The following is a 20,417-nucleotide window of genomic DNA, read 5'->3' on the forward strand; positions in this document are numbered from 1 at the left end:
ATCTAAATTGATATGAAACCTAGAATAATAGCCCTCGAAGAAAAAAAGTTGTTAGGTTGCAAGCAGCAAATGAATTATGTGACTTACAATCAGTTTGAAAAATGGGCTGTGGTAGAAGTGAGTGATTTGGATTCAAAAATTGTGGAAGAAGTTTAAGAAAATTTAATTCATTTAGAAACTGAATTGCATCAAAAGAAAGTAAAATGAATAAAAAAAAGGAAGATAAAGACATGAAATCAGTAATCCGTTCTTCTACGGCTGAGTACTTAACCTTTATTGCAGCTACTGGAGAAGGAGGCGTTGAAGCCATTTATGCCAATGAAAATATTTGGTTGACACAAAAAATGATGGGAACGCTTTACAACGTGAATGTAAGAACCGTTAATGAACATCTACAAAAGATATTTAAAGACAGTGAATTACAAGACGATACAGTTATCCGGAAATTCCGGATAACTGCTTCAGATGGTAAAAATTATAATACGCAGCACTACAATCTTTCTGCAATCATTGCGGTTGGTTACAAAGTAAATTCTGAGAGAGCAGTACAATTTAGAAAATGGGCGACACAAATTGTACAGGAGTTTATCATCAAGGGGTTTGCAATGGATGATGAGCGATTGAAAAATGACGGTACTCTTTTAGGGAAGAAATATTTTGAAGAACAACTTCAACGGATTAGAGAAATTCGCCTAAGCGAACGTAAATTTTATCAAAAAATCACAGATATTTATAGTACAGCCATAGATTATGATATTTCAGCTACTGCAACGCAACGATTTTTTGCCACTGTTCAAAACAAACTCCATTGGGCAATACACGGACAAACAGCTGCAGAAGTTGTTGTGAATAGAGCCAATCACCAAAAAGAAAATATGGGTTTGACCAGTTGGAAAGATGCTCCTAGTGGAAAAATCCAAAAATTTGATGTTAGTGTAGCTAAAAATTATTTGACTGAAAACGAAATAGAACAATTACAACGTTTGGTTTCAGCCTATTTAGATATAGCTGAAGATATGGCTATCCGACAAATCCCGATGACTATGGAAGATTGGGAGAGTCGCTTGAATAAATTTATTGAAGCTACCGATAGAGAAATTTTACAAAACGCAGGAAAAGTAACTGCTGAAATAGCCAAAGCACATGCTGAAAGTGAGTTCGAAAAATACAGAATTATTCAGGATCGATTATTTGAAAGTGATTTTGATAAAATCATTAAAAATCAACTTACTCCTAAAAAAGAGTAAGATACACCAAATTTAATACACATAACATACGGTTTAATACTTTTAAAATGAAACCCAAAATCATAGCCCTCGAAGAAAAAAAAATAGTAGGTTGTAAGCAAAGCATGAATTATGCGGCTTATAATCCGGTGCCGTTGTGGCAAAGTTTTATGCCTATTAAAAAGGAAATTGTAAATACTATTGGTTCAGATTTGTTTTCGGTACAGCAATTTCCGGAAGGTTTTTGGACAGCATTTAATCCGGAAACGATTTTTGAAAAATGGGCAGCGGCTGAAGTAAGTGCTTTTGAAAATATTCCGCCCAACATGCATACTTTGATGATTCCCGGAGGTTGGTATGCGGTTTTTGAATACAAAGGAGACGGCAGCGATGCGCCCGCTTTTTTTGAAGCCATTTTTAGCGAATGGATTCCGAATTCAGCTTATGTGGTGGATGACCGACCACATTTTGAAATTTTAGGTTCGAAATATAAAAAAGGGGATCCTAATTCGGAAGAAGAAGTCTGGATTCCTGTTCGCTTGAAAACGCTTTAAGTTTTTATGGTACACGGATGAAACTGATTTTAGCAGACTGGAACAGATTTTTTATTTTCTATATTTTAAAAATTCCCTTTATTTGTTGTTAAATTAATTTGTTTTCTCATTAGAAGGCTGAATTTAGCATAAAAAAATCTTTGTAATGAATGAAAAACAACGTTTAAAGGAGCTGGCACAACTGTTTTTGAAGTTAGGAATTATAGGTTTTGGTGGTCCTGCAGCTCATATTGCAATGATGCAAAATGAAGTGGTTGTCAAAAGAAAATGGCTGGACGAACAGCATTTTCTGGATTTATTAGGAGCGACCCATTTAATTCCGGGGCCTAACAGTACCGAAATGGCTATTCATATCGGGCATGAACGGGCGGGAGTAAAGGGCTTAATCGTTTCAGGCTTGTGTTTTATTTTGCCTGCCGTTTTTATCACCGGATTTTTTGCATGGCTTTACAAAGCATACGGTCAGTTACCGGAAATACAGCCGTTTTTGTACGGAATCAAACCCGCAATAATTGCAATTATTTTAGGTGCTATTTTTCCTTTGGCAAAAAAATCATTTAAAACGATTCCGCTTGGAATCATTGGAGCTGTCGTTTTAGTTCTTTCTCTTTTACATTTTAACGAAATAGCCTTGCTTTTTGGAGCGGGATTTTTGTCATTATTTTGGTTTTCGATACAAAATAAAAATTCCGTTCAAAGGAATTGGATTCCTTTGGGGATTTTACCGGCTTCACAAACAACTCTGACTGCTGTAAGCAATTGGAATTTATTTTTGATTTTTCTAAAAATCGGTGCCATTCTTTACGGAAGCGGTTATGTTTTATTTGCTTTTTTAGATGCCGAATTGGTTGCCAAAGGTTTGCTTTCCCGTATCGAATTGATTGATGCTATTGCGGTAGGACAATTTACACCCGGCCCCGTTTTTTCATCGGTAACTTTTGTGGGATATCAGATGAATGGTTTTAGCGGAGCAGCGGTTTCTACGTTGGCCATTTTTCTGCCTTCTTTTGTTTTTGTAGCTTTATTAAATCCTTTGGTCAAAAAACTACGAAATTCAAAAGCTTTTTCAGTTTTTTTAGATGCGGTGAATGTTTCTTCGGTGGCGATAATTATTTCTATTTGTATCCAAATAGGAGCAGAAACCATAACCGATTGGCGAACTATTCTGATTGCTATTGTAAGTATGATTGTGGCATTTTATTATAGAAAAATCAACAGTGCTTTTTTAGTTTTAGGAGGTGCTTTTTTAGGATATATTTTAGGATTATTTTAAAGCAAAAAAGCCATTAAGCGCGGAAACTTAATGACTTTTTAGAAAAATAACTAATTTTAAAATAAAGCTCATTGCCATCCGCCGCCAAGGGCTTTGTACAATTGAATGATGGCTTTGTATTGTTGGAATCTATTGTCAACCAAATTTAGTTTGGCATTCAACGCATCATTTTTAGAAGTCAAAACTTCCAGATAATTGGCCAAACCATAGGTTAACAATTCATCGGAAAAACTGGCCGCTTTTGTTAACACATCGGCTTGTTTTTCGCGAATAATAATTTTGCGTGTTTCATTGTTGTATTGTGCTAAAGCATCCGAAACTTCTTTTCCGGCTTTTAACAACGATTGCTCAAATTGCAAATAAGCTTTTTCCTGATTTGCTTTAGCAATTTCATATTTGGTTTTTATTTGCCTTTGATTAAAAATTGGCTGTGTTAAACCGGTTACAATATTGGCAAAAATAGAATTAGTGCTGAACCATTCTTTTAAATCAATACTTTGTAAACCTCCGGTAGCGGTTACTTTTAGACTTGGATAAAAACTGCTTTTGGCTACATTAGTTAATTCAAAATTTGAAATCAAATTGTATTCGGCAGCAATTACATCCGGACGGTTTCTCAACAATTGAGTTGGAACACCTAATGTGATGGTAGGTTGCAATTTTTGATCATTAAAAGTGCTGCGTGCTATCTCGGCCGAAGGTTCGCCTAAAAGTGTACTCAACGTATTTTCGAGAATTATTACCGAATTTTTCAAATCGGCAATAATTAATTCAGTTGCATATTTTTGAGCTTCCGTTTGTTTAACACCAACTTCGGTTACACTTCCTGATTTTTTAAGCTGAATAATCGTTTCAACACTTTTATTTCGGTTAATCAGTGTTTCTTCGGCAACTTTTATTTGCTCGTCTACCGCCAATAATTGGTAATAAGTGGCAGCAATATTAGCTATCAATTCGGTTTTAATCGCCTGATTAGCGGCTGTAGTTTGTAAAAAGGCCGCATTAGCCGCACGTTTGTTACTTCTGATTTTTCCCCAAATATCTGCTTCCCAGGAAAGTGTTCCTGTGAATTGGTATTGATCTACAGAGGTATTTCTAACAATAGCACCAAATTGGCTATTTTTAGATAATTCCTGATGTGTCCAGTCGGTTCCAACAGAAAAATTTGGAAAAAAGCCTGCTTTGCCTTGCTTCATCGTGGCTTCGGCAGCAGCAAGATTTTGCATTGCAATGCGAATGTCTAAATTGTTTTGCAATCCTTTTTTAATATATCCCTGCAAAATGGGATCGGTGAAAATTTTGTCCCAACTTACGTTTGCCAGCGAATTAGTATCAGCAATTGCGGTTTCGCTGCGATACAAATTATCGGTTTTTACATCAGGTCTTTTGTAATCTTTAGCAACAAAACAGGATTGCATTACGATTGCTGTAGTTCCTAATAAGGCAACTTTATATAATTTATTTTTCATTTTCTTATTCTAAAGATTCAACATCTGATTCGTCGATTGGAGCAGGAAGTGGTTTTGTGGAAATTTTTTCCTGTAAATTTTGGAAGACAATAAACAATACCGGAATTACAAATACTCCTAAAATCGTTCCTATTAACATACCTCCGATAGCTCCGGTTCCAATAGCTTTGTTTCCTACAGCTCCGGCTCCGCGGGCAAGCATTAACGGTAATAGTCCTAAAATAAAGGCAAAAGAGGTCATTAAAATTGGTCTCAAACGGGCAACGGCACCCTGAATAGCGGCCTGAGTTACGCTGTAGCCTTTTCGTCGGGCATCGACTGAGAATTCTACAATCAAAATGGCATTTTTAGCCAATAATCCTATAAGCATGATTAAGGTAATTTGCAGATATATGTTGTTTGTAACTCCAAATAAATAAGCAAAAATATAAGAACCCGTTAAACCAATTGGCAACGATAATAATACCGCAAAAGGCAAAATGTAACTTTCGTATTGCGCTGATAATAAGAAATACACAAACACTAAACACAGGATAAAAATAAACAACGTTTGTCCGCCGGCACTAATTTCCTCACGGGTCATTCCTGAAAATTCATAACCATATCCCAAAGGTAATTTTTGGCTTGCTACTTCCTGAACCGCTTTAATTGCATCTCCGGAACTGAAACCAGGATTTGGAGCTCCGGTAATTTTTACCGAAGTAAATAAGTTAAAACGTTCAATAGCCTGTGGTCCAAAAACTTTTTCTAAGCTAACAAATTGAGAAATTGGCGCCATTTGTCCGCTGCTATTTCTAACCAAAACTTTATTGAAAGATTCCGGATCATTTCTGAATTGCGGTTCTGACTGATAAACCACACGGTATTGTTTTCCAAATTTATTAAAGTTAGACGCATAAACTCCTCCGTAATAACCTTGCAAAGTTCCTAAAACATCCGTAACTGTTAATCCTGATTTTTTAATCGCAGGAACATTTAAATCAATTCGATATTGCGGATAATTCGCAGAGAAAGATGTCGCTGCATATTGAATTTCCGGACGGCTGTTTAATTCGGCAATGAATTCGTCTTTTACTTTACTCAATTCCTGAACCGTTCCACCTTTTTGGTCTTGTAACTGCATTTCAAATCCATTGGAGAATCCAAAACCAACCAGTGTAGGACGGGCGAAAAATAACACTTTAGCATCTTTTACTACCGCTGCACGCTTAAACAATTCCTGCACAATGGCGGTAACTTCCTGATTGGCTTCTTTTCGTTCGGCCCAGGGTTTCAGTTTTACGATTACCATTCCGTAGTTACTTCCGGTACCACTAATTAAACTTCGACCGGAAATACGTAAAACCTCTTTGATTTCAGGAATATCTTTAATTTGATTTTCAATTTGCAACAATACTTCTTCTGTTCTTTTTAAAGAAGTTCCCGGTGCCAATGAAACATCCGACATAATAGATCCGGTGTCTTCATTTGGTACGAAAGCTTTAGGAGTAATTGTTGTCAATAAGATATAAAGTCCGGCAAAAAGAGCAATTCCCGCAAATGCCATCCATTTTCTTTTGATAAAAAACTCAACCGAGCGTTTGTATTTAGATGTGGTAATATCAAATCCCGCGTTGAAAGCTGCGTAGAAACGTTCTACAAATCCTTTTGGTTTGTGAGAACCATGTTCTTTTAAGAAAATGGCACAAAGAGCAGGAGATAAGGTAAGGGCATTAATGGCTGATAAAACAATAGAAACTGCCAGTGTTAAACCAAATTGTTTATAGAAAACGCCCGAAGAACCACTAATAAACGATACCGGAATAAATACAGCCGACATTACCAACGTAATCGAAATAATAGCGCTACTAATGTCTCCCATTGCACTATGAGCTGCTTTTTTAGGATCGTGTTCTCCGGCTTCCATCTTAGCATGGACGGCTTCCACCACAACAATGGCGTCATCCACTACAATTCCCACGGCTAAAACCAGTGCGAATAAGGTTAACAAGTTAATGGTAAAACCAAATAAACTCAGGAAAAAGAAGGTTCCGATAATAGCGACCGGTACCGAAATTGCCGGAATAAGTGTAGATCTCCAATCCTGCAAGAAGATGAAAACCACAATAAATACCAGAATGAAAGCTTCAATTAAGGTATGAATTACTTTAGAAATCGATTCGTCAAGGAAATCATTTGCATTAATTAAAGTGGTATATTTTATTCCTTTTGGGAAATTAACTGATGATTGATCTAAAACTTTTAAGGAGTTTTCAATTACCTCCTGAGCATTAGAACCTGCTGTTTGAGCAATGGCAATCGCCACGGATTGATTACCGTTTGTCAGTGTGTTACTGGCATAATTTACGGCTCCCAGTTCCACTTTAGCAATATCTCCTAACTTTAAAACTTCTCCGTCAGGTGTAGAACGTACTACAATTTCTTCAAATTCTTTAGTACTTTGTAAACGCCCTTTGTATTTTAAAACATATTGAAAAGATTCGTTGCTGCTTTCTCCTAATTGTCCCGGAGCAGCCTCAATGTTTTGTTCGGCTAATAAAGCAGTAATATCCGAAGGTACTAAACCGTAAGCTCCCATTACGTCTGGCTTTAACCAAATACGCATGGAATAATCTTTTTGACCAAAAATCATCGCTTCACCTACACCGGCAACCCTTTTGATTTTTGGTAAAATATTAATGTTGGCATAGTTTTGAAGGAAAGTCATATCATAATTTGGATTTTCACTATATAAAGAAAAAATCAAAATGTTATCACTTTGTCTTTTAGAAGTGGTAACCCCGGCTTTAGTAACTTCCTGCGGCAATAAAGGCGTAGCACGCGACACACGATTTTGAACGTTTACCGCAGCTAAATCAGGATTGGTTCCTAATTTGAAATAAATATTTATCGATGCCGAACCGTCATTATTGGAAGTCGAAGTCATGTAAGTCATGTCTTCCACACCATTAATTTGTTCTTCCAAAGGAATTACAACCGAGTTCATTACAACTTCGGCACTGGCTCCCTGATAATTAGCAGAAACCGTTACCGTTGGCGGAGCAATCTCCGGATATTGAGAAACAGGTAGTGATATTAAACCTAAAACCCCCAGAATGACGATGATAATAGAAATCACCGTTGACAAAACGGGTCTGTCAATGAATTTTGAAAACATAATGCGTTATTTATTCGGTTGTTAGTTTATCCCTTTTTTTACAGGATTGATTATGGTGGCGTAGTCAACTAATTCAGGTTTGATTAAAGTACCTTCGGCAACAATTCCAACTCCTTCAATAAGTATTTTATCGTTTACGTTTAAGCCTTTGTCAACTACAAAAAACTGTCCTCCCGGTACTGCACGAACTTCAACTGGTACTGCTTTTACTTTGTTTTCTTTGTCAATGGTAAGTGCAATACGCTTATCCTGCATTTCTAAAGTTGCATTTTGAGGAATCAAAATAACATCATTTAAATTAGTAGGAATCTGAATCGTTCCGCTTCCGCCTGAACGCAATAATTTGTTAGTATTTGAAAAACTGGCTCTTACGTTAAATGAACCTGTTTGTGTATTTGCCTGTCCGCTAAACGTTTCGATTTTTCCTTTTTGAGCATATTCAATTCCGTTGCTCAGAATTAAATTTACAGCTGGCATTTGAGCAATTTTCTGTTGAAAAGATTTTCCCGCAGCGTTCATCGTAATATCTAATTGTTGTTTTTCGTTCATTGAAAAATAAGCATAAATAGTACTTACATCCGAAATTCTGGTCAAAGGTTGAGTCGTTTGACTGCTTACATAACTTCCTAATCTTAAAGGTAAGGTTCCAACAATTCCGTTTACAGGACTTTTGATAGTAGCATAATTAATGCGGGCAATGATACTTTGGTAAGTACTTTTAGCACTCGCCAAATTAGCTTTGGCAGTTTCTAATTGTACATCGCTTATAATATTTCTTTCTACCAATGGTTTTAAACGGTTCACTTCTACCTGAGCAGCTGCTACTTTTGCTTTAGCAGCACTGGCTTCCTGATCGGCAGTTTGTGTTTCTAATTTAAAAAGTAATTGTCCTTTTTTAACTTCCTGTCCTTCCTGAACATATATTTTTTCGATATAACCATCTACTTTGGCACGGATGTCAATATCGGTAATTCCTTCTAAAGTAGCCGGATATTCGGCCAGCAAAGAAGTGTTAGACTTAGTCACGGCAACGACTTTATAAGGCATAGCGACAGGTGCAGCCTTATCTTCCTTTTTTTGATTACAGGAAACTAAGCCAATTGATAATATGAGGGAACTAATAAAAAATCTCTTTTTCATAATTGAATTTTAGTTTTGGGATTGATTTTGTATTTCTATTTTTTTAAACTCGGCAATTGTTTTTTTTAAAGATTTTTCAACCTCCAGCAAATGTTTTTTATAGGATTTGATGTTTTCCAAATTGCATTTTTCTTCGCTGCAGCTGGCTGTTTTTTCTCTGTAATTCAGAATTCTTTCTGTTACAATAAATTCTGACTCTAATATTTTTAAATAATTTAATAATCTGCTGCTTAAAGGTGCTGATTTAAAGTATTTTTTTCGGTCACATGGAATGGTGAAATAATAAATTTTTTCCATCTTGAGCAGTAAATTCAAATTGGTAGAAATAGAGCTTTTACTTGCACCTAGTTTTTCTACAATGTTTTCAAAAGTTAAACCTGATTTACATCCTTCTACAATTAGTAATCCGACAATTCTAGCGGCTAAAGGTGGTATGTTGTAAACAGATTCAAAGTGGATACCGAACATCTCAATCAGTTCATCTTTCTCTTTTTGTAAGCTGTCCATATTATTTTTTTTGCAAATTTACGATTGGTTCGATAATTACCGAACTAACCAAACTTAATTTTGTGTTAATTTTTTTGCAACTGATTTTTTAACCAAAAACAGATGTTAAAAGTCTTTGAGGAAATAAAGGGTCAAAAAATACAATTGAAATTAGTTATATTTGCAGCCAAAATCAGCATAGTGACTCAAATTAATAAACTCAAAATTTTTAACGACCCCATTTACGGATTTATAAGCATTCCCAATGCTTTAATTTACGATTTAATTCAGCATCCTTATTTTCAGCGATTAAGGAGAATTTCACAGATGGGACTTTCTTATTTGGTTTATCCCGGAGCTAATCACACCCGATTTCATCACGCTTTAGGTTGTATGCATTTAATGCAAAAAGCCGTGGATGTATTGCGTTTTAAAGGCGTTTCTATTTCGGAAGAGGAAGAAAATGCTTTGTATATTGCTATTTTACTTCACGATATTGGTCACGGTCCTTTTTCACATGCTATGGAAAAAAGCATTGTAGAAGATGTGCATCACGAAGAAATTTCGTTGTTGTTTATGCGACAATTAAATGTGGAATTTAAAGGTAAACTGAGTCTGGCCATCAAGGTTTTTGAAGGGGATTATCATCGAAAATTTATGTTGCAATTAATTTCCAGTCAATTAGATATGGATCGGATGGATTACTTGAAAAGAGATAGTTTTTATTCCGGTGTTGCCGAAGGAAACGTTAACTCAGAACGGTTAATTCAGATGATGAATGTTGAAGATGATGCATTAGTTATTGAAGAAAAAGGGATTTATTCGGTAGAGAAATTTCTAATGTCGCGTCGATTAATGTATTGGCAGGCTTATTTGCATAAAACAAGCTTAGCTGCCGAATTAATTATGACTAAAATATTAAAGCGAGCCAAAGAACTTACTTTAAAAGGAGTGGTCTTGCCGTGCAGCGAACCTTTGCAGTTTTTTATGCAAAATAAAGTAGGCTTAGAATCGTTTGATACAGAAACACTGGATTTATTTTCTCAATTAGATGATTTTGATGTGATTAGTGCTTTAAAAGCCTGGCAAAAAAATGATGATTTTATTTTGTCCTCATTGAGTAAAATGATTATTAACAGAGATTTATTGAAAATACAATTGACCAACGACAAGGTGGCTATTGATGATTTAAATCCGTTAAAAGAACGTTTTGCTGCTCAGAATGATATTAGTATAGCCGATACCAATTATTTTATATTTAAAGGAAAAATTAAAAATCAGGCATACAACAAGGAAGCGGAACCGATACGAATTTTGAAAAAAGACCGTACGGTGGAAGATGTAATTGAATCATCTGATCAATTGAACTTGAAATCGTTATCAAAGTCAGTAACCAAATATTATATTTGTTTTCCAAAACAACTAATATAAAACCTTATTTGAAATCTATTTTTTTATATTTTTGTCGGAATGAAATTTACAGCAGAACAAATAGCGGGAGTTTTAGAAGGCGAAGTCGTTGGGAATCCATTGGCAGAAGTTCATGAGCTTTCTAAGATTGAGGAAGGAAAAGAGGGTTCTTTGACTTTTTTATCTAATCCCAAATACAATAACTTTATTTACACTACTGAAGCCACCATTACCATTGTAAACAAAACTTTTACCCCTGAATCAGATTTAAAAACGACTCTGATAAAGGTAGATGACGCTTATTTGGCTTTTTCTAAATTATTAGAATTTTATGATCAGGCCCGAAAAGCCAGTAAGCAGGGAATAGAAGTTCATACTGTAATTTCTGAAAATGTAAAATACGGAGAAAATCTGTATTTAGGAAGTTTTAGTTATATCGGACCCAATGTAATTATAGGTGATAATGTAAAAATTTACCCAAATTGTTTCATTGGAGATAATGTTATCATTCGTGATAATGTCACTATTTTTGCCGGTGCCAAAATTTATTCAGAGACAGTAATTGGTAATAATTGTATTATTCATGCCGGAACCGTTTTAGGTTCGGATGGTTTTGGATTTGCTCCAAATGCAGATGGTAGTTATAAAAAAATACCTCAAACAGGAAATGTTGTTATTGAAGACGATGTAGAAATTGGAGCCTGTTCTACCATTGACAGAGCTACTTTAGGTTCTACAATTGTTAGGAGAGGTGTGAAATTAGACAATCAAATTCAGATTGCACATAATGTAGAGATAGGAGAGAATACGGTAATTGCTGCTCAAACAGGTGTTGCTGGTTCGACTAAAATTGGTAAAAACGGAATGATTGGCGGACAAGTTGGAATTTCCGGACATTTGACTATTGGGAATAATGTAAAAATTCAGGCTCAGTCAGGTGTAGCACGAAATATAAAAGATGACGAAGTTTTGCAGGGAAGCCCAACTTTTGGCTACAGCGACTTTAGTAAGTCTTATGTGCATTTTAAAAATTTACCTAAGATTATTGCAGAAATTGAAGAATTAAAAAAACAAATATTAAACCAAAAAAATGGAAACAATGGTTAAACAGAAGACCATCAAAACAGAAATCTCGTTAACGGGAGTTGGGTTACATACCGGAAAAGAAGTTACAATGACTTTTAAACCAGCTCCAGTAAATAATGGTTTTACTTTTGTTAGGGTAGATCTAGAAGGACAACCGGTTATTGAAGCAGATGCAAATTACGTTGTAAACACACAACGTGGTACTAACCTGGAAAAATTAGGAGTTAAAATTCAAACTCCTGAGCATGTTTTAGCAGCTTTAGAAGGTTGTGATTTAGATAATGTTATCATTGAATTGAATGCTTCAGAATTGCCAATTATGGACGGTTCTTCAAAATATTTTGTGGAAGCATTAGAAAATGCTGGAGTAGAAGAGCAAACTGCAAATCGTAATGTTTATGTAGTAAAAGAAATCATTTCTTTTACAGATGAAGCCAGCGGAAGTGAGATTCTTGTAATGCCAAGCGATCAGTATAGTGTTACTACTATGGTTGATTTTGGTACTAAAATTTTAGGCACTCAAAATGCAACGCTTAAAAGTATTGAAGATTTCAAAACCGAAATCGCTTCTTCCAGAACTTTCAGTTTCTTGCATGAATTAGAATCGCTTTTGGACAACGGTTTGATTAAAGGTGGTGATTTAAATAATGCGATTGTTTATGTAGATAAAGAAATATCATCATCAACAATGGAAAATTTAAAAGTTGCTTTTGGAAAAGAAACGATTAATGTAAAACCTAACGGAATTTTAGACAACCTTACCTTGCATTATCCTAATGAGGCAGCCAGACACAAATTGTTGGATGTAATTGGTGATTTAGCATTAATTGGAACTAAAATTCAGGGAAAAATTATTGCTAATAAACCAGGTCATTTTGTAAATACTCAGTTTGCCAAAAAAATGGCTAAAATGATTAAAATCGAACAAAGAAATTATGTTCCTACGTACGATTTAAACCAGGAACCATTGATGGATATTCATAAAATCATGGCTATGTTACCTCATAGACCACCGTTTTTATTGATTGACCGAATCATTGAAATGTCTGATTCTCATGTGGTGGGAATGAAAAATGTTACTATGAATGAGAATTTCTTCGTAGGACATTTTCCTGATGCACCAGTTATGCCCGGAGTTTTAATTGTGGAAGCAATGGCACAAACAGGAGGAATCTTGGTTTTAAGTACTGTTCCGGATCCTGAGAATTATTTGACATATTTCATGAAAATTGACAATGTTAAATTCAAACATAAAGTATTACCGGGTGATACTTTAGTATTTAAATGTGACTTAATAACACCTATAAGAAGAGGAATTTGTCACATGCAGGCCAATGCTTATGCTAATGGTAAATTAGTTGCTGAAGCAGAATTAATGGCGCAAATTGCAAAAAAACAATAATTTTTTTGTTGATTTGGTTAATCGTTTTTCGATTAATCGATTAAACAGTTAAACGATTAAATAAAAAATATGAATCAACCGTTAGCTTACGTTCATCCTGGCGCAAAAATCGCCAAAAATGTAGTAATTGAACCTTTTACAACGATTCACAACAATGTGGTAATTGGTGATGGTACCTGGATAGGTTCTAATGTAACTATCATGGAAGGGGCAAGAATTGGGAAAAATTGCAATATTTTTCCCGGAGCAGTTATTTCTGCGGTTCCTCAGGATTTAAAATTTGGCGGTGAAGATTCATTGGCAATTATTGGTGACAATTGTACCATTAGAGAATGTGTTACAGTAAACAGAGGAACAAGTGCTTCCGGTCAAACGGTTATTGGAAATAATTGTTTGGTTATGGCTTATGCTCATATTGCTCATGACTGTGTTATAGGGAATAATGCTATCATTGTTAACGGTGTAGCTTTGGCAGGACATGTCGTTGTTGGTAATTATGCTGTTATTGGTGGTTTGGCAGCAATACATCAATTTATACATATTGGAGATCACGCAATGATTTCGGGAGGGTCTTTAGTTCGTAAAGATGTTCCTCCTTATACTAAAGCAGCTAAGGAGCCTTTATCTTATGTTGGAATTAATTCAGTGGGCTTAAGAAGAAGGGGGTTTTCTACTGAAAAAATCAGAGAGATTCAGGATATTTATCGAATTTTATATCAAAAAAATTACAACACCACGCAGGCTTTAGGCATTATTGAAGCCGAAATGGAAGCTACTCCGGAAAGAGATGAAATTATTGATTTCATCAGAAATTCTTCCCGAGGAATTATGAAAGGATATTCAGGAAACTATTAAAAAAAGTATAACCGTTTATTTGTTTAATCGATAAAACAAGCAAACGGTTTAACAAATAAACGAATTAACAAATAAACAAAAAATGGCATCTACATCAGATATTAGAAACGGACTTTGCATTAAATTCAATCACGATATTTATAAAATTGTCGAATTTTTGCACGTTAAACCAGGAAAAGGACCTGCTTTCGTAAGAACAAAATTAAAAAGTTTAACTACCGGAAAAGTATTAGACAATACTTTTTCTGCTGGTCACAAAATTGAAGACGTACGTGTAGAAACACATACTTATCAGTATTTATATGCTGAAGGAGATCAGTTTCATTTTATGAATAATGAAAGTTTTGAACAAATTACTTTGAACAAAAACATCCTTGACGCTCCGGATTTGTTAAAAGAAGGAACGAATGTAATGGTTCAGATTAATACTGAAACGGATTTACCTTTATCAGTAGATATGCCGGCTTCAATTATTCTTGAAGTTACTTACGCAGAACCTGGAGTAAAAGGAAATACGGCTACTAATGCTACAAAACCGGCTACAGTTGAAACCGGAGCTACTGTTAACGTTCCTTTATTTATTAACGAAGGAGATAAAATTAAAATTGACACGGCTTCAGGTTCTTACATGGAGCGTGTTAAAGAGTAATTTAATTGAAAAATTTAAAGATTAAATAATTTTAAGCTTTAAGTTGTCAATAGAATTTTTTAATCTTTAAATTTTTCAATTTTTAAATTAGTTTATGAAATTTACAAGAGCACATTCTTTAAAAGAAATAGCAGATTTACTTAGCTGTGAATTTGTTGGTGATGAGAATTTTGAAGTTTTAGGCATGAACGAAATTCATGTTGTGGAAAAAGGAGATATTGTTTTTGTAGATCATCCTAAATATTATGATAAAGCTTTACATTCAGCGGCTACCATTGTTTTAATTAACAAAAATGTAGCTTGTCCGGAAGGGAAGGCTTTATTGATTTCTGAGGATCCTTTCAGAGATTTCAATAAGTTAACCAATTATTTTAAGCCTTTTCAATTTTCATCAGTTTCAATTTCGCCAAGCGCAATTATTGGAGAAGGAACTATCATTCAGCCTAATTCTTTCATTGGTAACGGAGTTGTAATTGGAAAAAATTGTTTGATTCATTCTAATGTTTCCATCTACGACCACACTATTATAGGTGATAATGTAATTATTCACGCCGGAACCATTCTTGGGGCGGATGCGTTTTATTATAAAAAACGTTCCGAAGGCTTTGATCAGTTGCTTTCCGGAGGTCGTGTAGTTATCGAAGATAATGTTGGAATTGGAGCGCTTTGTACTATCGATAAAGGTGTTACCGGAGATACAACTATTGGGGAAGGAACTAAAATTGACAATCAGGTACATATTGGTCACGATACGGTAATTGGCAAAAAATGTCTGATTGCTTCTCAAACCGGAATTGCCGGTTGTGTTGTTGTTGAAGACGAAGTAACTCTTTGGGGGCAGGTAGGAGTAACCAGTGGAATTACCATTGGAGGAAAAGCTGTTTTATTAGGGCAAACCGGAGTAACAAAATCGGTTGAAGGTGGAAAAACTTATTTTGGAACACCAATTCAGGAATCCAGAGAATCCTTAAAACAATTGGCTAATCTTAAAAAGATTCCGGAAATCTTAGAAAAATTAAAAGCATAAAAAAAAGTTGCAGTAAATTATTGATTTTGTTTTAAAAGACATTGTTTTGTGTCGTAGATAACAAAAGAGCTTAATAAAGAACTTTTTTTTTGATAAGAAAAGAGCTCAAATAATTTCGAAAACCTTATTTTTGCAGTACAAATTTAAAAATCACATAAAATATATATCATGAGTGTTTTAGTTAACAAAGATTCTAAAATAATTGTTCAAGGATTTACAGGTAGCGAAGGAACTTTCCACGCTTCTCAAATGATTGAATACGGAACAAACGTTGTAGGTGGTGTAACTCCGGGAAAAGGAGGAACTTTACACTTAGAGCGTCCTGTTTTTAACACTGTAAAAGATGCAGTGGAGCAGGCAGGTGCTGATACTTCTATCATTTTTGTACCACCAGCTTTTGCTGCTGATGCTATTATGGAAGCTGCTGATGCAGGAATCAAAGTAATCATTGCTATTACTGAAGGTATCCCTGTTGCCGATATGATTCATGCAAACAACTACGTGAAACAAAGAAACGCCAGATTAATTGGTCCTAACTGTCCTGGTGTAATTACTCCGGGAGAAGCTAAAGTTGGTATTATGCCAGGTTTCGTTTTCAAAAAAGGAAATGTTGGTATTGTTTCTAAATCAGGAACTTTAACTTATGAAGCTGCTGATCAGGTTGTAAAACAAGGATTAGGAATCACTACTGCTATCGGAATTGGCGGAGACCCGATCATTGGAACAACTACTAAAGAAGCGGTTGAATTATTAATGAACGATCCTGAAACAGAATGTATCATTATGATTGGTGAAATCGGTGGTCAATTAGAAGCAGATGCTGCTAAATGGATTAAAGCTGATGGTAACCGTAAACCCGTTGTTGGTTTTATCGCCGGAGAAACTGCTCCAGCTGGTAGAACAATGGGGCACGCCGGAGCTATCGTTGGTGGTTCTGACGATACTGCAGCTGCTAAAAAACGTATCATGAGAGAAAACGGAATTTACGTTGTGGATTCACCAGCTGAAATTGGTAAAAAAGTAAAAGAAGTTTTGGTTAATGCGACAGTTTAATCTCGAAACTAAATTTTAAATAAATTAAGCCTCACATTTGTGGGGCTTTTTTAGTTTAAACAGAATTTTAGAAATACATTTGCAACCAATAAATAATCAGCTCGCTGACAGGTATAAAACAATACAAAAGAAGACTATGTATAAAGAATTAGAAGGATTCAAAGTTAAAAATCAATTTTCATTAACCACTGAAGATAATTTGGAAGAAGTATGTAATGCTTCAGAAGGTTCCGGAGTATTTTTGGTTTATGATGTGGCTGAAGAAAAAGAACTAATCATGGTGGGGTCAACCGGAACGATTCAAAATGACGGAACTTTGAAAACTAAAAACGGTGGATTGTATGATAAAATTGTTAATGGTCATCAATTTGCTAAAACAGGAAGAAAATATTCCTGGCCGGCTCAAATGAAAAAAGAAGCTATCAGTCGTTTAGAAGTGGTTTGGTATGAAACTTATAATGGCGATACTAAAGTGATCCCTACTTTTGTTGAAGCTCAGGTGTTGCAAAATTTCTTAAATAAAAATAATAAATTACCAAGATGGAATGTGGCTTTTTAGTTCATTTTCAACTTGTTAAAAGAATATTTTTTTAAGCCTTGCTTTGGTAAGGTTTTTTTTATAGCATAAATTTTATAAAACAGCTAAATCAATTATATTTGTAACTCATTTAGCAAATTAACTTAAATTATAATATGAAATTACTTGAAGGAAAAGTAGCTATTATTACAGGTGCAAGCCGCGGAATCGGTAGAGGAATTGCCGAAGTTTTCGCAAAAAATGGTGCTGATGTAGCTTTTACTTACAGCTCGTCTGCCGAATCGGCTTTGGCTCTTGAAAACGAATTAAATGCTTTAGGAATTAAAGCAAAAGGATATAAATCGAATGCTGCCGATTTTGACGAAGCACAAACTTTAGTAGATGCTGTTTTAGCTGATTTTGGAACTGTTGATGTTTTAATTAACAATGCCGGAATTACAAAAGATAATTTATTAATGCGTATGTCTGAAGCCGATTTTGATCAGGTGATTGATGTAAACCTGAAATCGGTTTTCAATATGACAAAAGCCATCCAAAAAACCTTCCTGAAAAAACGTGCCGGTTCTATTATCAACATCAGTTCGGTAGTAGGAGTTTCCGGAAATGCAGGACAAACTAATTACGCTGCCTCTAAAGCAGGTGCTATCGGATTTTCAAAATCGGTTGCTTTAGAATTAGGTTCTCGTAACATTCGTTGTAATGTTATCGCTCCTGGTTTTATTGAAACTGAAATGACTGCTAAATTAAGCGAAGAAGTAGTTAAAGGATGGAGAGAAGGTATTCCGTTAAAACGAGGAGGGACTCCGGAAGATGTTGCCAATGCTTGTCTTTTCTTAGCTTCTGATATGAGTGCTTATGTGACTGGTCAGGTATTAAATGTTTGCGGCGGAATGCTTACATAGTAATTCAATGATTGAAAAATTAAAAGATTTTAAGAATTTTAAACGATTAATTAATTTTTTAATCTTTCAATTTTTAAATATTTCAAGCTCAAAATAAATGACAACAAAAACCATTCTATTGATTGTACTTTCGTTATTGATAGCTGGTGGTTTGTCTTATTTTCAATATTATTACAAAGCCAAGAGTAAATTGAAGGTCAATTTGCTCTTGGCTTTTCTACGTTTTCTAGCAATTTTTGGTTTATTAATTTTACTGATTAATCCAATAATTACAAGTAGTCATACTGTAATTGAAAAACCAATTTTAGCTGTTGTAAGTGATAATTCCAGTTCGGTTTCCTATTTAAAAGCTGATAAAAAGGCTAAAGAAATACATTCGAAATTAGTTAACAATAAAGATTTACAGGAAAAATATACTATTCAATCGTATCAGTTTGATGCTGATTTTTTAGCTTTTCAAAACTTAAGTTTCAAGGGGAAACAAACGAATCTGGATGTGGTAGCCAAGGATTTAAAAGCAATCAATCGAAATAAATTTTACCCAACAGTGTTGCTTACCGATGGAAATCAGACAACAGGAAATGATTATGTTTTTCGTTTCGATGATTCTAATAAAATTTTTCCCATTATATTAGGTGATACGACAGCAGTTTTGGATTTAAAAATTAACCAACTGAATGTCAATAAATACGCTTTTTTGAAAAATCAGTTTCCGGTGGAAGTTTTTCTGCAATATTCAGGCAGTAAAAATATTATAGCTAATTTTCAAATTTCTAAAGGGAATACTATTTTAAGCAATCAAAAGCTTAGCTTTTCTCCAACAAAAAATACAGCTGTTGTAAATGTTCTTTTAACTGCTGATAAAACCGGAACACAGTTGTATAAAGCCCGTTTGATTTCAACAGAAAAAGAAAAAAACAGCTATAACAACACCAAAAATTTTGCGGTTGAAATTATGGATCAAAAAACAAATGTTGCTTTGATTTCCGCAATTAATCACCCGGATATTGCCACTTTAAAAAGGTCAATAGAATCTAATGCTCAACGCAAAGTAACTATTGTTAAACCAAAACAAATCAGTGATTTAAATAATTATAATGTTTTAGTTTTTTATCAGCCTACAAGCGAATTTAGCAACGTATTTGAAGCTAACAAAAACGCCAAAATAAATTCTTTTATTATTACAGGAACCCATACCGATTTTAACTTTTTAAATCAGCAACAGACTAATTTAAATTTTAAAATGGCGGCTCAAAAAGAAAATTATTTAGCGGTTTTTAATTCGCAATTCAATCTTTTTGCTGTTAATAATATTGATTTTGAAAATTTTCCGCCTTTGGAAAATTTGTATGGAAAAATCCAAAGCAGCTCAAATACATCCATTTTACTTTCTTCAAAAATTAGAGCTATCAATACCGAGATGCCTTTACTTGCTTTTAGTGAAAATCAGGGAAATCGTTCGGCTTTTTTATTGGGAGAAAATAGTTGGAAATGGCGTATGGAAAGTCATAATCAAACCAATTCTTTTGATAAATATGATGTTTTTATTGCTAAAATCATTCAGTTTTTGACAACGAATACCACTAAGAAATCGTTGGTAGTCAATCATGAATCTTTTTACAATTCGGGAGAAAATATCGAAATTACCGCTCAATATTTCAATAAAAATTACGAGTTTGATGAAAAAGCACATTTAAGTATTTCACTGGTAAATTCGAAAACGAAACAAACAAAACGTTACGATTTATTAAAAACAAATAATGCTTACAAAGTCAATTTAGATGGTTTACCGGCCGGAAATTACAATTTTACGGTCAAGGAATTGAATTCTAAAACAACTTATTCCGGTCATTTTGAAATCATAGACTTTGATATCGAGAAACAATTTGTCAATCCAGATGTAGACCGATTGGAGCAACTAGCTGAAATTTCAAAAGGAAAATTGTATTTCCCGGATCAGACTGATGCTTTAATTCAACAACTTTTGACTGATGAAAACTACAAAACCATTGAGAAAACGAATAGCAGCCAAACGCCTTTAATCGATTGGAAATACTTATTGTTATTGATTTGCAGCTTATTTGCCACCGAATGGTTTATTCGAAAATACAACGGATTATTGTAGTATCCGGATGTAACTTTTTAATTTAACTGATAAAAATCTTTTGAAAAAAGACAGAAATATATTCG

18 protein-coding genes are annotated in these 20,417 nt (G+C 34.5%); 14 read left to right on the forward strand and 4 right to left on the reverse strand.

Annotated elements, in window-relative coordinates; all coding sequences use genetic code 11:
* Positions 1–12 precede the first annotated feature (12 nt).
* The 4 genes from H599_RS20765 (at position 13) to chrA (ending at position 3,053) form a co-directional block, all read left to right on the forward strand.
* A complete protein-coding gene (locus H599_RS20765; RefSeq protein ID WP_155960760.1) occupies positions 13–156 on the forward strand; it encodes a hypothetical protein in 144 nt (47 codons plus the stop codon).
* A gap of 47 nt (positions 157–203) precedes the next feature.
* Positions 204–1,247, forward strand: a complete 1,044-nt coding sequence (locus tag H599_RS0107670) for a virulence RhuM family protein (RefSeq protein WP_026713595.1) — start codon at positions 204–206, stop codon at positions 1,245–1,247.
* 47 nt (positions 1,248–1,294) lie between these two features.
* Positions 1,295–1,780: a GyrI-like domain-containing protein gene (locus tag H599_RS0107675; RefSeq protein WP_026713596.1), complete on the forward strand. Its 486-nt coding sequence runs from the start codon at positions 1,295–1,297 to the stop codon at positions 1,778–1,780.
* A 145-nt stretch (positions 1,781–1,925) separates the two neighbouring features.
* Positions 1,926–3,053 (forward strand): chromate efflux transporter, encoded by a 1,128-nt coding sequence (gene chrA, locus H599_RS0107680; RefSeq protein WP_026713597.1) that lies wholly within the window; start codon positions 1,926–1,928, stop codon positions 3,051–3,053.
* A gap of 68 nt (positions 3,054–3,121) precedes the next feature.
* Here the strand turns inward: chrA and H599_RS0107685 are convergent, their stop codons facing one another.
* Genes H599_RS0107685 through H599_RS0107700 form a run of 4 tightly spaced genes read right to left on the reverse strand, consistent with a single transcriptional unit; the run spans position 3,122 to position 9,326 of the window.
* Entirely contained in the window at positions 3,122–4,522 is a 1,401-nt protein-coding gene (locus H599_RS0107685; protein WP_026713598.1) for an efflux transporter outer membrane subunit, read from the reverse strand.
* A 4-nt stretch (positions 4,523–4,526) separates the two neighbouring features.
* Positions 4,527–7,679 (reverse strand): efflux RND transporter permease subunit, encoded by a 3,153-nt coding sequence (locus tag H599_RS0107690; RefSeq protein ID WP_026713599.1) that lies wholly within the window; start codon positions 7,677–7,679, stop codon positions 4,527–4,529.
* A gap of 21 nt (positions 7,680–7,700) precedes the next feature.
* On the reverse strand, positions 7,701–8,819 hold the full coding sequence (locus H599_RS0107695) for an efflux RND transporter periplasmic adaptor subunit (protein WP_026713600.1): 1,119 nt from the start codon (positions 8,817–8,819) through the stop codon (positions 7,701–7,703).
* A 9-nt stretch (positions 8,820–8,828) separates the two neighbouring features.
* Positions 8,829–9,326 carry a GbsR/MarR family transcriptional regulator gene (locus H599_RS0107700; protein ID WP_026713601.1) on the reverse strand — a complete coding sequence of 166 codons (498 nt, stop codon included), beginning with the start codon at positions 9,324–9,326 and terminating at the stop codon, positions 8,829–8,831.
* A 180-nt stretch (positions 9,327–9,506) separates the two neighbouring features.
* Between H599_RS0107700 and H599_RS0107705 the strand changes: the two genes are divergently transcribed.
* The 10 genes from H599_RS0107705 to H599_RS0107755 all read left to right on the forward strand — a co-directional run bounded on the left by H599_RS0107705 (position 9,507) and on the right by H599_RS0107755 (position 20,352).
* A complete protein-coding gene (locus H599_RS0107705) occupies positions 9,507–10,736 on the forward strand; it encodes an HD domain-containing protein (RefSeq protein ID WP_026713602.1) in 1,230 nt (409 codons plus the stop codon).
* A gap of 39 nt (positions 10,737–10,775) precedes the next feature.
* Entirely contained in the window at positions 10,776–11,822 is a 1,047-nt protein-coding gene (gene lpxD, locus H599_RS0107710) for a UDP-3-O-(3-hydroxymyristoyl)glucosamine N-acyltransferase (protein ID WP_026713603.1), read from the forward strand.
* The gene (locus tag H599_RS0107715) at positions 11,815–13,203 is read left to right on the forward strand and encodes a bifunctional UDP-3-O-[3-hydroxymyristoyl] N-acetylglucosamine deacetylase/3-hydroxyacyl-ACP dehydratase (protein ID WP_026713604.1); all 1,389 of its coding nucleotides are present in this window, start codon (positions 11,815–11,817) and stop codon (positions 13,201–13,203) included. Before lpxD ends, H599_RS0107715 begins: the two co-directional genes overlap by 8 nt.
* A gap of 69 nt (positions 13,204–13,272) precedes the next feature.
* Positions 13,273–14,058, forward strand: a complete 786-nt coding sequence (lpxA, locus tag H599_RS0107720) for an acyl-ACP--UDP-N-acetylglucosamine O-acyltransferase (protein ID WP_026713605.1) — start codon at positions 13,273–13,275, stop codon at positions 14,056–14,058.
* 82 nt (positions 14,059–14,140) lie between these two features.
* Complete coding sequence (gene efp, locus H599_RS0107725; RefSeq protein ID WP_026713606.1) at positions 14,141–14,707, forward strand: elongation factor P; 567 nt, start codon at positions 14,141–14,143, stop codon at positions 14,705–14,707.
* A 94-nt stretch (positions 14,708–14,801) separates the two neighbouring features.
* A complete protein-coding gene (locus H599_RS0107730; protein ID WP_026713607.1) occupies positions 14,802–15,734 on the forward strand; it encodes a UDP-3-O-(3-hydroxymyristoyl)glucosamine N-acyltransferase in 933 nt (310 codons plus the stop codon).
* Between the two features lie 168 nt (positions 15,735–15,902).
* Positions 15,903–16,787 carry a succinate--CoA ligase subunit alpha gene (gene sucD, locus H599_RS0107735; protein ID WP_026713608.1) on the forward strand — a complete coding sequence of 295 codons (885 nt, stop codon included), beginning with the start codon at positions 15,903–15,905 and terminating at the stop codon, positions 16,785–16,787.
* A 136-nt stretch (positions 16,788–16,923) separates the two neighbouring features.
* Positions 16,924–17,346 carry a hypothetical protein gene (locus H599_RS0107740; protein ID WP_026713609.1) on the forward strand — a complete coding sequence of 141 codons (423 nt, stop codon included), beginning with the start codon at positions 16,924–16,926 and terminating at the stop codon, positions 17,344–17,346.
* 134 nt (positions 17,347–17,480) lie between these two features.
* Positions 17,481–18,227 (forward strand): 3-oxoacyl-[acyl-carrier-protein] reductase, encoded by a 747-nt coding sequence (gene fabG, locus H599_RS0107745; protein WP_026713610.1) that lies wholly within the window; start codon positions 17,481–17,483, stop codon positions 18,225–18,227.
* Positions 18,228–18,324: 97 nt separating this feature from the next.
* The gene (locus H599_RS0107755; RefSeq protein ID WP_026713611.1) at positions 18,325–20,352 is read left to right on the forward strand and encodes a hypothetical protein; all 2,028 of its coding nucleotides are present in this window, start codon (positions 18,325–18,327) and stop codon (positions 20,350–20,352) included.
* Positions 20,353–20,417 lie beyond the last annotated feature (65 nt).

The organism is Flavobacterium daejeonense DSM 17708 (genome assembly GCF_000425425.1).
Taxonomy (GTDB): Bacteria; Bacteroidota; Bacteroidia; order Flavobacteriales; family Flavobacteriaceae; genus Flavobacterium; species Flavobacterium daejeonense.

Coding starts and splice junctions, on each gene's coding strand:
- H599_RS20765 (WP_155960760.1), top strand. CDS start 13: ATGAAACCTAGAATAATAGCCCTCGAAGAAAAAAAGTTGTTAGGTTGC.
- chrA (WP_026713597.1), top strand. CDS start 1,926: ATGAATGAAAAACAACGTTTAAAGGAGCTGGCACAACTGTTTTTGAAG.
- H599_RS0107675 (WP_026713596.1), top strand. CDS start 1,295: ATGAAACCCAAAATCATAGCCCTCGAAGAAAAAAAAATAGTAGGTTGT.
- H599_RS0107695 (WP_026713600.1), bottom strand. CDS start 8,819: ATGAAAAAGAGATTTTTTATTAGTTCCCTCATATTATCAATTGGCTTA.
- H599_RS0107670 (WP_026713595.1), top strand. CDS start 204: ATGAATAAAAAAAAGGAAGATAAAGACATGAAATCAGTAATCCGTTCT.
- H599_RS0107715 (WP_026713604.1), top strand. CDS start 11,815: ATGGTTAAACAGAAGACCATCAAAACAGAAATCTCGTTAACGGGAGTT.
- H599_RS0107755 (WP_026713611.1), top strand. CDS start 18,325: ATGACAACAAAAACCATTCTATTGATTGTACTTTCGTTATTGATAGCT.
- H599_RS0107700 (WP_026713601.1), bottom strand. CDS start 9,326: ATGGACAGCTTACAAAAAGAGAAAGATGAACTGATTGAGATGTTCGGT.
- lpxD (WP_026713603.1), top strand. CDS start 10,776: ATGAAATTTACAGCAGAACAAATAGCGGGAGTTTTAGAAGGCGAAGTC.
- H599_RS0107730 (WP_026713607.1), top strand. CDS start 14,802: ATGAAATTTACAAGAGCACATTCTTTAAAAGAAATAGCAGATTTACTT.
- efp (WP_026713606.1), top strand. CDS start 14,141: ATGGCATCTACATCAGATATTAGAAACGGACTTTGCATTAAATTCAAT.
- lpxA (WP_026713605.1), top strand. CDS start 13,273: ATGAATCAACCGTTAGCTTACGTTCATCCTGGCGCAAAAATCGCCAAA.
- H599_RS0107690 (WP_026713599.1), bottom strand. CDS start 7,679: ATGTTTTCAAAATTCATTGACAGACCCGTTTTGTCAACGGTGATTTCT.
- fabG (WP_026713610.1), top strand. CDS start 17,481: ATGAAATTACTTGAAGGAAAAGTAGCTATTATTACAGGTGCAAGCCGC.
- sucD (WP_026713608.1), top strand. CDS start 15,903: ATGAGTGTTTTAGTTAACAAAGATTCTAAAATAATTGTTCAAGGATTT.
- H599_RS0107740 (WP_026713609.1), top strand. CDS start 16,924: ATGTATAAAGAATTAGAAGGATTCAAAGTTAAAAATCAATTTTCATTA.
- H599_RS0107685 (WP_026713598.1), bottom strand. CDS start 4,522: ATGAAAAATAAATTATATAAAGTTGCCTTATTAGGAACTACAGCAATC.